Genomic DNA, 14,164 nt, shown 5'->3' with positions numbered 1-14,164 from the left:
AGCCGGCTGTCTCAGACGACAGCGGTCCCGGCCGGAGGCCCCCGAGAGATGACCGTGTAGGCGAAGGTCAGCCGCGGGACCTGCTCCGCACGCTCGCGCGTCGGCCGCAGACGGGGCCGGCGGGGCGGGGCCGGCAGCGGCAACGGCAGCCGCAGCGGAGGGGCCAGCCGGCCCGCGACGGCCCGCACAACACGGAACGCGGCCTGCTCGCCGAACGCCAGCCACACACCGGTCAGCAGAGCGGCCAGCAGATGGGCGGCGAGCATGCCGAGCGAGGACGTGTCACCGGTGCCGTGGGCCATGTGGCTCAGGTGCTCGGCGTGCGTCGCGTGGCCCATGTCCATGGACGCCATGTCCCCCGAGCCCGCCGACCGGCCCCACGAGAAGACCCAGTGGAGCGCCCCCTGGGCGACGACGACCACGGACACGACCAGTGGGAAGGCCCGCTCACGGCCCGCCAGTGCCCAGCCGGCGCCACTCGTGACGACGAACCCGGCGGCCACGGTCCACCCCGGCAGGGCGGAGCCGGACATCAGTACGTGCCCGAGGGCGGCGAGCAGCACGCAGACGGTCGCGAACACCGCGGCCCGCAGCGTGCGCGCACACCACCCGGCAGTCATGACGACCGCTCACCCGTGTTCTGGCCCGGACGGACCACCACCGCGAGGGTCTTCACAGCCCCGCTGCGTTCGAAGTGCAGCGTGAAGGCGACGAGGTCACCGATCTGCCGGCCCTCCTTCACGGGCACGATCACGTCGAAGCCCGCCGGTGACATCGCGAGGCTCTTCCCGGCCGGGATTCCGACGGAGGACACCGTCCGGTCGGAGGCCGTGTTGGAGCTGGTCATGACGTGGCGGCTCAAGGTGAGCCCGCGGTCGCCGGCCTCGGCGGTCGTCACCTTCAGCAGCCGGTCCGGCGTTCCTCCGCTGTTGGTGATGCGGAAGAAGGCCGCCGTCTCCGGGGTGGCACCGGTGGGCGCGAACACCTTGCCGTCGGTGACGGTGATCGAGGCCGGGGTGCCGGCGTTGCCGTAGGCGGTCCAGACGCTGAGTCCGCCGAGGGCGAGTCCGCAGGCGGCGACGGGTGCGACCGCGGCGAGCAGGGTGTCGGCGAGCCGGCGGCGGGTCGGGCGCCAGGGGCGCTGTCCGGTCATCGGGTACGTCTCCGGGTGGCGGGGGAGGTCGAGGGCGAGGGCTGCCAGGCGCGCAACCGAAGGCTGTTGGCGACGACCAGCACCGAGCTGGCCGACATCGCCGCGGCGGCGAGCATCGGGTTGAGCAGGCCCACCATGGCGAGCGGGACGGTGACGACGTTGTAGCCGAAGGCCCACACCAGGTTGGCGCGGATCGTGACCAGGGTGCGCCGGGCGAGCCGGACCGCGTCCGCCAGGGCCTCGATGTCGCCGCGCACGAGCGTCACATCGGCGGCGCCGACCGCCACGTCCGTGCCGCCGCCCATGGCGATGCCCAGATCGGCACCCGCCAGCGCGGCCGCGTCGTTCACCCCGTCGCCGACGACCGCGACCCGGTACCCCTGCTCCTTCATGTCCCTTACGAGAGCGGCCTTGTCCTCAGGGGTGCAGCGGGCGTGCACCTCCTCGATGCCGAGCGCCTGTGCGACGGCCCGGGCGGGCGCCTCACGGTCGCCGGTGGCCAGGACGGGGCGAATGCCGAGGCGCCGCAGCCGGTCCACGGCCCGGTAGCTGCCGGGCCGCAGGACGTCCCCGACCTCGATCAGGGCCTCGGCCGTGCCGTCCACGCGGACCACGACAGGCGTCCGAGCGGCGTCCTCGGCCCCGGCCAGGGCATTCACGAGTTCGCCGGGCAGATCGTCGTCGGGGGCGAGGACTTCGACCAGCCGCCCCTCGACGCGTCCCCTCACTCCGCGCCCCGGCAGCGCGCTGAACTCGCTCACGTCCGGCAGCCTCTGCTCGCCCTGCTCCCGCCGCGCGCAGGCGCAGACGGCCCGCCCGAGCGGATGCTCCGACCCCTGTTCCACCGCTCCCGCCAGCCGCAGTACCGCCTCCTTCCCGAGCCCGTCCGCTACGGCCGTGATCCGGGCGACGGTCATGTGGCCGGTGGTGAGGGTGCCGGTCTTGTCGAGCACGACGGCGTCGAGATGCTGGAGCCCCTCCAGGGCCTGCGGGCCGGTGACGAGCACGCCCAGCTGAGCGCCCCGGCCGGTCGCGGCCATCAGCGCGGTCGGTGTGGCGAGGCCCAGCGCGCACGGGCAGGCGACCACCAGGACCGCGACGCAGGCGGTGAGCGCGGCCTGCGGATCGGCACCGGCGCCCAGCCAGAACCCGAGCGCGGTGACGGCCAGCGCCAGCACGACCGGCACGAACACCCCGGCCACCGAGTCGGCCAGCCGCTGGGCGCGCGCCTTCCCGGCCTGTGCCTCGGTCACCAGCCGGGTGATCCGGGCGAGTTGCGTGTCGGCGCCGACGGCCGTGGCGCGTACGAGGAGCAGTCCTCCGGCGTTGACGGCGCCGCCCACGACCGCTGATCCCGGTCCGACTTCCGCGGGCTCGCTCTCGCCGGTGACCAGGGACAGATCCACGGCCGAACTGCCCTCCGTCACCTGCCCGTCGGTGGCGACGCGCTCGCCCGGACGCACGAGGAAGACCTGTCCGGCCCTCAGCTCCTCGATCGGGACGAGCCGTTCCGAGCCGTCGTCCGTGCGGACGGAGACCTCCTTGGCCGCGAGTCTGGCCAGCGACCGCAGTGCCTCCCCCGTCCCGTGCCGCGCCCGCGCCTCCAGGAACCGTCCGGCGAGGACGAACAGCGGTACGCCCACGGCCGCTTCGAGGTAGATGTGCGCGACGCCGTCCGACGCGGTGGGTACGAGGGTGAACGGCATCCGCATCCAGGGATCGCCCGCGCCGCCCAGGAAGAGCGCGTAGGCCGACCAGGCGAAGGACGCGACCACGCCCAGCGACACGAGCGTGTCCATCGTCGCCGCCGAGTGCCGCAGCCCCCGGACCGCCCGCACGTGGAAGGGCCAGGCACCCCACACGGCCACGGGCGCGGTGAGCGCGAAGCACAGCCACTGCCAGTTGCGGAACTGCAGCGCGGGCGCCATGGACAGGACCAGCACGGGCAAGGCGAGCAGGGCGGTGACGACCAGCCGGTCGCGTTCCCGCCGGGTGCCCTCCGCATCGCCGCCGTCATCGTCCGCCGGCTCCTCCGCCGTGGGCGGCTCGGGCAGGGCGGCCGTATAGCCGGCCTTCTCGACGGTGGCGACGAGTTCCTCCGGACCGATGTCCGCCGGGTGGCTCACGCGCGCCATGCCGGTGGCCAGATTGACGTTCGCGGTGACCCCGTCCAGCTTGCCGAGCTTCTTCTCGACCCGGGTCACACAGGCCGCGCAGGTCATGCCGCCGACGGTCAGGTCGGTCGTCACCAGGACCGTCCCGGCTCCAGCCCCCATCAGCCGTGTCCCCCCTGCATGCCGTCCATGTCTCCCATGCCCCCGCCACCGCCCGGTTCGCCGCCGTCGCGGCTCGTGCTGTCGCCGTGCATCCCGGGTGCGACGGGGCCGGCGCCGGCGCCGACGGCGTAGGACACCGCGAAGATCAGAACCAGCAGCAGGAGGAAGCCGCAGAGCGCGGGCGGTGGCGCCGCTTTCCGCAAGCCCGCGCCCGCGCCGCTCGAAGGGGACTGCTGAGCCTCGTCCATCAACCGCGTCTCCAGGTCACGTCGTACGACGTCGCTCGGATCGCGCCGTACCCGTTCAGTGGTCGGACGGGCCGTCAGGTGAGTTCCTGGGGGTGTCTATGGCGCGTGTCACACGAGGCCGGAGCGCTACACCGAACGAGCGACTTAGGCATATTTTCTCCGGTCTTGTTCCACCTATGAGCAGGGAACGAACGCCGAATCAGCCAGACCAGCGGGAGAGCGCGCCCATGACCGGGACAGCCGATCAGCCCCAGAATTCCTCGCGGCCCCTGGCCGACTGCGCGGCCGAGCCGATCGCCGGCATCGTGGCCGAATTCGTGGACAAGCGCATGGGGCAGCGGATCGCCCAGGGCCAGGACCCGGTGCTGCGGCCGGTCTTCGTCAAGTACCACGGCACGGCCCGGGGAGTGCTCACGGTCGCCGCCGATCTGCCGCCGGAGCTCTGTATCGGATTCCTCAAGGCCGCCCGGGACCAGCAGGGCGGTCTGACCGCCTGGGTGCGTTTCTCCAGCGACATCCTCCCGGACCGTCCGGACTTCCGCCGGACCCTCGGTATGGGCATCAAGCTGTTCGGCGTTCCCGGCCCGAAGCTGCTGGAGGACGAGAGCCGGACGGACACGCAGGACCTCATCCTGCAGAACCATGACGTGTTCTTCGTCGACACCGCCCGGGACATGTGCGAGTTCCAGCAGGACCCGGTCGCGTACCAGAACGCGCATCCGGAGACCCGCAGCATTCTGCAGGCCATGCGCAAGCCCGAGGAGAGCACGCTGACGGCCAGGTACTGGGGCGTGCTGCCGTACGCGTTCGGGGCCGACCGCCATGTGAAGTACGTGCTCGCGCCGGTCTCCTGCCCGCACGGTGACCCGCAGGCGGCGCCGCCGGACGAGGACCCGTCCTTCATGCGGGGAGATCTGCGGCACCGGCTGGCCGCGGGCGAGGCCGCCTTCGACCTGCTGGTGCAGTTCCGCACGGACCCGGACCGGATGCCCCTGGACCGTGCCACCGTGCGCTGGGAGGAGTCGCTGAGCGCACCGGTCCGTGTGGCGCGGCTGACCCTGCATCAGCAGGACGTCCGGGCGCGCGGCCAGGACGCCTACGGCGAGAACCTGGCCTACAACCCCTGGCACAGCCTGGCCGAGCACCGGCCGGTCGGCAGCGTGGCCGACGCCCGCAAGGTCGTGTACCGCGCTTCTGCCGCACGGCGCCGCGACGCGAACGGTATTCCGGTGGCGGAACCGGGTCCCGCACGGCCGCCGTCCACCGAACCCCAGGGGCGTGACAGCCGGATCGTGCGGGCCGCGATCCATCCCGCCATCGGAGTGGCGCGGGTCGGGGACAGCGCGGACGAGTTCTTCCTCGCGCCGGAGGTGGACGCCCCTCCCCCGCTGCCCACCGGCTCGTACAAGGACGCGACCGGCGCCCTGAAGCGGCAGGCGGCACGCTTCCGCGTCTACGGCTACAACGCCGCCGGGGAACCGGTCGCCGAGCTGACCGCGGACAACGCCGACATCCGGTGGACCGTGCATGTGGCCAACAAGAAGGCCGCCTGGTACCAGTTCCAGCTGGCCCTGGACATCCCCGAAGCCACGGCCGCACCCGCCACCACGCCCCGCAATCCCAAGGTGCCGCCCGCGGAGCGCGGCAAGCTGGTCATCGACCCCGGTCCGCGCTCGATCCGCGGCCGGGACCGCGCGGGCCGGCCCGAGTACCGCTTCGACACGGGCCGCTTCCTCGGCAGGCCCGTCGCTCTGGGCGAGGTGCGCACCGACGGTGCCGGCCGGCTGCTGTTCCTCGGCGGGCACGGCGTCTCGGCCTCGGTGGACCACGCGCAGGCCACGCACTTCGCCAACAACGACGGCTGGCACGACGACATCTCCGACGGACCGGTGAGCGCGACGGTGCGCGTCGACGGCCGTTCCATTCCCGTCGAACCGGCCTGGGTGGTGGTGGCGCCGCCGAACTTCGCGCCGGAGCTGACGTCCGTACGCACGATGTACGACCTGATGCGTGACCTCTTCGTGTCGGCCGGCAGCCTGCCACCGCCGGACCAGGTCTCCTTCACCCGCGACGTGCTGCCGATCCTGCGGCGCCTGTGCGACCTCCAGTGGGTCAATCGCGGCATCGCCACGCTGTTCGGACACGGCGGGCGGGAGCACTTCCTGGCGCCCGGGCGGCTCGCGAGGCTGGCCGACCCCGGGCCGCGCAACGCGGAGTTGCGCCAGCAGATCTGGGCCACGATGCGGGACCTCGACCGCGACGGGCTCTCGCCCGTGCCCTGGCCGCCGCTCTACGGCGACACGATGAGCGTGCGGCCGGTCTACCCGCGGCAGCATCTGACGCTGACCCCGTTGCAGTACCGTTCGCTGGCCCGCTGGGCCGCGGGGGACTTCGTCGCCGACCACGACCCTTCGGCCGTGCCGCCCGCGAACCTCGACGCGGTGCCGCTGAGAGAGCGGCCGGGCATGCTCGACCGCGCGGCCCTGTCGTTCTGTCTGGCCGACGCGTTCCACCCGGGGTGCGAGATGTCCTGGCCGATGCGCCACAGCACCCTGTACACGGCACCGTTCCGGGTACGGCACCGCGATCCCGGCACGCCCGAGCCCGACTACGGCGCGGTGCTGACTCCGCAGACGGCGCTCGACGCCGGCGGTCCGCTGTACGCGCAGGGGCCGGGCGATCTCACGCGCTGGATGGCGGTGCCCTGGCAGACCGACACCGCCCGCTGCCGCTCCGGCTACTACCTCGGGTACGGCCCGCGCTACGACCCCTATCTGCCCACCTTCTGGCCCGCCCGGGTGCCCAACCACGTCCTCACGGAGCAGGACTACGAGAAGGCGATCGACCCCGGCAGCCCGGCGGAGGAGCGACGGACCGCCTTCGAGCGCCGGGCCGTGTGGGACAGATGGCTGCCCCCGGACCGCATCGAGCAGATGAACGCCATGGTCAAGGACTTCGGCAAGCTCGGCCTCGTCGAACGGCGCTCGGGCGCCTCGGACGACCCGGAGCTGCCCACGACGATGTTCGTGGAGTCCGCGGTGAGCTTCCAGCCGGAGCAGCCTCCGCCCGCTCTGCGGAATCTGCGGTGCCTGCATGTGCCGGAGGCTGCGGACTCGGGCGACGGTGTCCTGGCCGCGGCCCTCGCCCAGACGGACGTGCCCGAAGAGCAGGTGATGGCGGGCTACTTCGAGAAGGTCGAGCGCTTCCCGGACGAGCGGTGACCTTCGAGGTGGTCGTGGCCGGAGGCGGTCCGGCGGGCGCCGTCGCGGCGCTGGTCCTGGCGCGGGCCGGCCGCCGTGTCCTGCTCGTCGACCCGGGCACGGACGGTCCCCGCTCCTCCTCGTCACGGATCGGCGAGACGCTCCTGCCCGCGGCCGGACCGCTGCTGCACGATCTGGGCCTGTGGGACGCGTTCGCCGCGGGGCCTCACCTGCGCTGCGTGGGGACCTACGCCTCCTGGGGATCGGAGACCCTCCACGGCCGCAGCCACCTCCACGATCCGCACGGGCACGGCTGGCACCTGGACCGGGGCGGGTTCGACGCGTTTCTGCGCGGCGCCGCCGAGTCCGCCGGCGCCGAACTGCGACGGGCCGAGGCCGTGCCGTCGGCGGCCCCTCCCTCGCACACCGGCGACCGGCGCGTACTGCTCCGTGACGGCGGCCCGCTCGAAGAGGTGCGCTGCGAGTGGGTCGTGGACGCCACCGGCCGTCGCGCCGTGATCGGCCGCCGGCGGGGCCGGCGCCGCAAGCAGGACCGGCTCGTCGCCGTGTACGCGTTGTTCGGGCGACGGCTCCCCGGCCGGCGCGCCGAGGACACCGAGCTTCGCACGCTCGTCGAGGCGGTCCCCGGCGGCTGGTGGTACACGGCGAGGGTTCCGGCCGGACGAGTGGTCGCACACCTCACCGACACCGACCTGACCCACTCCGCCCTGCGCACCGCCTCGGGCTTCCTCGGCGCGATCGGGGACACCCGCCACGTCCGTACCCGTCTCGACGGCTACGACCCGGCGCATGCCCCGGCGCCGCGCTGGACCGCGGCCCACGGGCTGCGTCTGCGCCCGGCGGGGGGCCCCGGATGGATCGCCGCCGGAGACGCCGCCCTCGCCTTCGACCCGCTCTCCTCCCAGGGCATCCTCACCGCCCTGCACACCGGGGCCCGCGCCGGGCGGACCGTCGACCGGTGCCTGTCCGGCGAGACGGCCGCCCTCGACGACTACTCCCGGTTCCTCGACGGGATCACGGACGCCTACGAGCGGCATCACGCCGAGACCTACGCCCAGGAGCGGCGCTGGCCGGGGCACATGTTCTGGGCACGCCGCTCACCCGCGACGGTCTGAGGCCGTCTCCATGGCTTCGATCTACATGACTTCGATGCTGATGATGCAGGTGTCGTCGTCCGTGTCGGATCTGCTGTAGGTGAGCAGATGGTCGAGCCGCTGGTCGAGGGTGGTCTTCTTGGCGCTGGCGGTCATCAGGAGGTGCTTCAGGGACTCCTCCATGGAGCGGTCCCTGCGTTCCACCAGTCCGTCGGTGTACATCAGCAACGTGTCGCCGATCTCCAGCCGCATCTCGGACTCCTGGTAGGTGATGTCCGACGCCGCGCCGAGCAGCAGCCCCTTGAGCAGGGGCAGGGTCGTCGCCTGTCCGTCCCGGACGAGAACCGGCGGCAGATGTCCGGCGCGGGCCCAGCGCAGGACCCGGCGGAAGGGGTCGTACAGCGCGCAGACCGCGGTCGCCGTCACCGATTCGGAGAGGTGGTGGGCGACGCTGTTCAGCCAGGACAGCAGCTGGGCCGGACCCGCTCCGGTGACGGCCAGGCCGCGCAGGGCGTTGCGGAGCACGACCATGCTGGTGGCCGCCTCGATGCCGTGCCCGGCGACGTCTCCGACGCTCAGCAGGATGTGCTTCGAGGGCAGGACCACGGCGTCGTACCAGTCGCCGCCCACGAGGTGATCGGTCTCGGCGGGCCGGTAGCGCACGGCCGTGCGCAGGCCCGGCGCGTCCAGGGGTGCTGCCGTGGAGGGCATGATGGCCTGCTGCAGTTGCAGGGCCAGTCGGTTCCGCTCCGCCGACTGCTGTTCGGAGTGGGCGAGTTGGTCGCGGGTGGCGGCGAGGGCGACCTCCGTCCAGTGCTGCGCCGAGACGTCCTGGTAGGCGCCCCGCACGGCGAGCAGGCTGTCGTCGAGGTCCACGACGGGTTCGGCGACCACCCGGATGTGGCGGGTCACCCCGTCCGGGCGCAGCAGACGGAAGGCCGCCGACGCCGGTTTGCGGTGGTGCAGTACGGTCCGCAGGAAGCGGCCGATGGTGACGGCGTCGTCCGGGTGGGCGTGGGCCCGCAGTTCCTCGACGGGGGCGGGCCCGTCGGACTCCGCACGGCCGTAGAGGGCGAACAGCTGGCTGTTCCAGGTGATCTCGCCCGTGACGAAGTTCTCCTCGAAACCGCCGATCCGGCCGAGGCGTTGCGCGTGTTCGAGGAGATTGGCCAGGCGTGCCATCTCGTCCTCGATCCGCCAGATCAGCAGCACGCTGTCGCCGTGCCGGGTCATGCTGACCTCGGCGACGGAGGACAGCGGCACCTGGTCCACGAGCGCGGTGAGTGTCATGTGGCCGGCCCGGAACGGCTCGCCCGTGGCGTAGACCCGTTCCAGGTGGCTGAAGAGGCCGTTCTCGTCCGCTGCCAGGGGGTACGCCTCCAGCAGCAGCGCTCCGTCGACGGTGCTGCGGGGACGCCCCGCGGGGTCGCGGAAGCGGTGGTTGACGTGGTGGATGCGGAAGTCGGTGAGATGTCCGGTGTCGTCCACCTGAGGGATGAGCACCAGCGCGGGGTCGTACAGCGAGTCGGCCAGGTCCGCCAGTTCCGACAGGCCGGACCTCGGCGGAGGGCCGTCGAGCGGCAGGGTGGAGGGCGAGTGGATCTCCAGGGTGTGGGCGCACAGTTCCGCGAGTGCCTCGAACTGTCGGACGACGGCGGGTGGTTGCGGGACCAGCGGGGTCGGCCAGCAGATCTCGAGCACGCCGTGGATCCGTCCGCCCACTCCGGTGGGGACGGCGACCCTTCCGCCGTCGGGGTGGTGGGTGCGGCCGATGGACGGCGGCCCGGACGCCGCCAGGGACCGGATCCATTCGGGCCTGCGCTCGGTCAGCGCGACGCGGGCCACGGTCGCCACGCCCGGCGGCACATAGCGCCAGCGCTCCGCCTCGCCCTCGGGGAACCCGGAGCTGCCCGCCAGGGTCAGGGAGCCGTCGGCGCCTGCCGCCCAGATCGCCACGCCGGTCACCCCGAGGGGTTCCAGCGCGTGCTGCAGCAGGGAGTCGGCGACGGCCTGGGTGTCCTCGGCGGCCAGGGCGCTGCTCTCCGCCGTGCGCAGCCGTACGGCGGACACGGCGGCCGGCGCGGCGGGCGGGGTGCCCCGGACCGCCGTAGCGAAGTCGACCGCGACCTCGGTCAGGCGGTCGCGTGCCGCCTGGTTGATGATGTCGACGGCCAGTTCGAGCGGCGTCATCGCCGACTGTTCGGCGAGTTCGGCCAGTTGCCGGGCGGCTTCGGCGGGACCGCAGTGCAGGCGCTCGACGAGCACGCCCTTGGCGAGATCCATGAGGGCGCGTCCGTCGGCCGCGGCGTGCGCCGCCTGCACCTCGTGGCGCAGGCGTTCCACCGTGACGGCCAGCCGGCCGACCGGAGAGGTCAGCGGTCCGCCGGGCGGCTCGGCTGCCGGTATGACGTCGCCCCCGGCGGCCTCGGCGGCCGGCAGGCTCTCCGCGGCGGCATGCCGTCGCGGCTCATCGTCCCGGGAGGGGTCCCCGGACAGATCGGTGCTGCTCACGTGGACGCTTGCTCCTTCTGACCCGCACACCGTGTGGGAGGCGTCGTGATGTCGGTGGGTTTCGGCGTCACGCGGACAGCCAGTGCCGCACGCAGGCGATGAGGTCGTTGGCGTCGACGGGCTTCGTCACGTAGTCGCTGGCGCCGGCCGCCAGGCTCTTCTCCCGGTCGCCCGGCATGGCCTTGGCGGTGACCGCGACGATCGGCAGGCCCCGGTACTCGGGCATCTTCCTGATCTCGGCGGTCGCGGCGTACCCGTCCATCTCCGGCATCATCACGTCCATCAGCACGAGCCGGATCTCGGGGTGCGCGGTGAGGATGTCGATGCTCTTGCGGCCGTTCTCCGCGTGCAGCACCCGCAGGCCGTGGAGTTCGAGGATGCCGCTGAGGGCGAACAGGTTGCGGGCGTCGTCGTCGACGACGAGCACCGTCTGTCCCGCCAGGGTGATGTCGACCTCGGGGGCCGCGCCCAGGCTCTCCTCCATCCGCACGAGCGGCACCACGTCGCCGGGCTGCTCGGCCGACAGATGCAGGGTGATCCGTTCCTTCAGCTCGTCCAGGCTCGACAGCACCTCCAGGGGGCGGTTGTCCGCCCGGGCCTGCAGGGCGGCCTCCTGGGCCGCGCTCGGACGGTGGTTGTTGTGGACCAGGACCGGGACGGTGGCCAGCGCGGCGTCGCCGTCCACCGCTTCCAGCAGCCGCGGGCCCTCGCCGTCGGGCAGATCCATGCTCAGGACCACGCAGTGGCACGGCCCGGCGGCCAGGGCGGAGGCGGCCTCCTGGGCGTCCATGGCGGTGACGATCTCCACGGCGTCGTGCTGATCCCGCGCCGCACGGCTGTGGTCCAGGTCGGCGACGGCGCTCTCGGCGACCACGGAGAGCAGCCCGCGCACCCGCTCCTCGACGATCAGCAGCCGCCGGGTGTGCGGCACCGGCAGCGCGAGAGCCGTACCCGGGCGCTGCCCCTCGGCCGGCCCGACGGCGCTGTCGTCTTCCTGCGTCCCGTCCGGCCGAGGCGCGGCGGAGAGGTCCTCGAAGTCGGCGCGCGCCACCGGAAGGTAGAGCGTGAAGGTGCTGCCCTGTCCCGGGTTGCTGTCCACGGTCACCGCGCCGCCCAGCAGATGGGCGATCTCCCGGGTGATGGACAGGCCGAGGCCCGTGCCCCCGTACTTGCGGCTCATGGTGCCGTCCGCCTGCTGGAAGGCGCCGAAGATGGTCTCCAGCTGCTGCTCGGGGATGCCGATGCCCGTGTCCTCGACGCGGAAGGCCACCACGGGCCCCCCGCGGTGCACGATCTCGGGTACGTCGTCGTCGGCGGCCGGCTCGATGTGCAGCTCGACGCCGCCCCGCTCGGTGAACTTCACCGCGTTGGACAGCAGATTGCGCAGCACCTGGCGCAGCCGCGCGTCGTCCGTGACCAGGTCGGCGGGCGCGCCCGGGGCCCTGGTGATGGCGAAGGTCAGGCCCTTCTGGGTGGTCATCGGCCGGAAGGTGGCCTCGACGTAGTCCAGGAGGCGGCGCAGCGGCACGCGTTCCGGGGCGATGTCCATCTTGCCCGCCTCGACCTTCGACAGGTCGAGGATGTCGCTGATGAGCTGCAGCAGGTCGGAGCCGGCGGAGTGGATGATGCCCGCGTACTCGACCTGCTTCGGCGTCAGGTTCCGGGAGGGGTTCTGCGCGAGCAGCTGGGCGAGGATGAGCAGGCTGTTGAGCGGGGTGCGCAGTTCGTGGCTCATGTTGGCCAGGAACTCCGACTTGTACTTCGAGGCCAGCGACAGTTGCTTGGCGCGGTCCTCCAGCTCCTGGCGGGCCTGTTCGATCTGCAGGTTCTTCGCCTCGATGTCCCGGTTCTGTGCGGCCAGCAGGGTGGCCTTCTCCTCCAGCTCCGCGTTGGACCGCTGCAGCTCGCCCTGGCCTGCCTGCAGCTCGTCGGAGCGGACGCGCAGTTCCTCGGCCAGCCGCTGGGACTCGCCGAGCAGTTCGTCGGTGCGGGCGTTGGCGAGGATGGTGTTGACGTTGACGCCGATGGTCTCCCTGAGCTGCCCCAGGAAGTCCTGGTGGATCTGGGTGAACCGGGTGACCGAGGCCAGCTCGATGACGCCGAGGACCTGTTCCTCGACGGTGATGGGCAGCACCGTCAGCGAGGTCGGTGTCGTCCTGCCGAGCCCGGACGAGATGGTCACGTAGTCGGCCGGGACCTCGTCCACGGTGATGGTGCGGCGGCTGCGTGCCGCCTGGCCGATCAGGGTGTGCCCGAGGGGGATGCGCTCCAGGCGGTCGCCGTCGGCGGGGTAGCCGTAGGAGCCGATGAGCCGCAGTTCCACGCCGGTGCCGGTCTCCTCGGCCAGGTAGAACGCCCCGTACTGCGCGGAGACCAGCGGTGTCAGCTCGTCCATGATGAGTTCGGCGACGACGTCCAGGTCCCGGTGTCCCTGCATGAGGGAGGACACCCGGGCCAGGTTGGACTTCAGCCAGTCCTGTTCCTGGTTGGCCTGGGTCGTGTCGCGGAGGGACTCCACCATCGCGTTGATGTTGTCCTTGAGTTCGGCCACCTCGCCGGAGGCGTCGACCGTGATCGACCGGGTGAGGTCGCCCTCGGCGACGGCGCTGGCCACCTCGGCGATCGCCCGGACCTGCCGGGTCAGGTTGCCGGCCAGCTCGTTCACGTTCTCGGTGAGCCGCTTCCAGGTGCCGGAGACACCCTCGACCTCGGCCTGGCCGCCGAGCCGGCCCTCGCTGCCCACCTCCCGCGCGACGCGGGTGACCTCGGCGGCGAACGACGAGAGCTGGTCGACCATGGTGTTGATGGTGGTCTTGAGTTCCAGGATCTCGCCGCGGGCGTCGACGTCGATCTTCTTGGACAGGTCGCCGTTGGCGACGGCCGTGGTCACCAGCGCGATGTTGCGGACCTGCCCGGTCAGGTTGTTCGCCATCGAGTTGACGTTGTCGGTGAGGTCCTTCCACGTCCCCGCGACGTTGGGCACATGGGCCTGGCCTCCGAGGCGTCCCTCGGTGCCGACCTCGCGGGCCACGCGGGTCACCTCGTCGGCGAAGGCGGACAGGGTGTCGACCATGGTGTTGATCGTTCCCGCCAGCGCGGCGACCTCGCCCTTGGCCTCCACGGTGATCTTCTGCGACAGGTCGCCGCGGGCCACGGCCGTGGCCACCTGGGCGATGGAGCGGACCTGCCCGGTGAGGTTGGAGGCCATCACGTTGACGTTGTCGGTGAGGTCCTTCCAGGTGCCCGACACCCCGCGCACGGTGGCCTGGCCACCGAGGTTGCCCTCGGTGCCCACCTCACGGGAGACCCTGGTGACCTCGTCGGCGAAGGACGACAGCTGGTCGACCATCGTGTTGATGGTCTCCTTCAGCTTCAGGATCTCGCCCCGCGCGTCCACGCGGATCTTCTGCGAGAGATCGCCCTGTGCCACGGCGGTGGTCACCTCGGCGATGGAGCGGACCTGGGCGGTCAGGTTGTCCGCCATGAAGTTCACCGAGTCGGTCAGGTCGCGCCAGGTGCCCCGCACGCCCTTGACGTCCGCCTGACCGCCGAGCCGGCCCTCGGTGCCCACCTCCCGCGCCACACGCGTGACCTCGTCCGCGAACGCCGAGAGCTGATCCACCATCGTGTTGATGGTGTTCTTCAACTCCAGGATCTCGCC

8 protein-coding genes are annotated in these 14,164 nt (G+C 72.3%); 2 read left to right on the top strand and 6 right to left on the bottom strand.

All coding sequences use genetic code 11. The annotated features are described in order from the left end of the window. Positions 1–11: 11 nt before the first annotated feature. From ACFT4A_RS32295 to ACFT4A_RS32280, 4 genes are read right to left on the bottom strand one after another with little or no spacing between them, the layout of a single operon-like run. Entirely contained in the window at positions 12–620 is a 609-nt protein-coding gene (locus tag ACFT4A_RS32295) for a hypothetical protein (protein ID WP_382837199.1), read from the bottom strand. Beyond that, a complete protein-coding gene (locus ACFT4A_RS32290; protein WP_382837197.1) occupies positions 617–1,153 on the bottom strand; it encodes a copper chaperone PCu(A)C in 537 nt (178 codons plus the stop codon). Before ACFT4A_RS32290 ends, ACFT4A_RS32295 begins: the two co-directional genes overlap by 4 nt. Further along, positions 1,150–3,429: a heavy metal translocating P-type ATPase gene (locus ACFT4A_RS32285; RefSeq protein WP_382837195.1), complete on the bottom strand. Its 2,280-nt coding sequence runs from the start codon at positions 3,427–3,429 to the stop codon at positions 1,150–1,152. The genes ACFT4A_RS32290 and ACFT4A_RS32285 overlap by 4 nt, the downstream gene beginning before the upstream one ends. Continuing rightward, the gene (locus ACFT4A_RS32280) at positions 3,429–3,677 is read right to left on the bottom strand and encodes a hypothetical protein (RefSeq protein WP_382837193.1); all 249 of its coding nucleotides are present in this window, start codon (positions 3,675–3,677) and stop codon (positions 3,429–3,431) included. The genes ACFT4A_RS32285 and ACFT4A_RS32280 overlap by 1 nt, the downstream gene beginning before the upstream one ends. Positions 3,678–3,904: 227 nt before the next feature. Between ACFT4A_RS32280 and ACFT4A_RS32275 the strand changes: the two genes are divergently transcribed. Both ACFT4A_RS32275 and ACFT4A_RS32270 read left to right on the top strand, forming a co-directional pair. Next, positions 3,905–6,898: a LodA/GoxA family CTQ-dependent oxidase gene (locus ACFT4A_RS32275; protein WP_382837190.1), complete on the top strand. Its 2,994-nt coding sequence runs from the start codon at positions 3,905–3,907 to the stop codon at positions 6,896–6,898. Continuing rightward, positions 6,895–8,013: an NAD(P)/FAD-dependent oxidoreductase gene (locus ACFT4A_RS32270; RefSeq protein ID WP_382837188.1), complete on the top strand. Its 1,119-nt coding sequence runs from the start codon at positions 6,895–6,897 to the stop codon at positions 8,011–8,013. Before ACFT4A_RS32275 ends, ACFT4A_RS32270 begins: the two co-directional genes overlap by 4 nt. Before the next feature lie 21 nt (positions 8,014–8,034). Here ACFT4A_RS32270 and ACFT4A_RS32265 read toward each other — a convergent pair whose 3' ends face one another. Together ACFT4A_RS32265 and ACFT4A_RS32260 are read right to left on the bottom strand one after the other, a co-directional pair. Continuing rightward, positions 8,035–10,503, bottom strand: a complete 2,469-nt coding sequence (locus ACFT4A_RS32265) for a SpoIIE family protein phosphatase (RefSeq protein WP_382837184.1) — start codon at positions 10,501–10,503, stop codon at positions 8,035–8,037. Between the two features lie 67 nt (positions 10,504–10,570). Beyond that, positions 10,571–14,164, bottom strand: a 3,594-nt coding sequence (locus ACFT4A_RS32260; protein WP_382837181.1) for a HAMP domain-containing protein, incomplete at its 5' end; no start/stop codon positions are given.

Origin of the sequence: Streptomyces sp. NPDC057099, from assembly GCF_042671245.1 — a bacterium.
Lineage (GTDB): Bacteria > Actinomycetota > Actinomycetes > Streptomycetales > Streptomycetaceae > Streptomyces > Streptomyces purpurascens.
The sequence above is the reverse complement of the archived record's forward strand: the minus strand, read 5'-3'. Positions and strand labels throughout refer to the sequence as shown.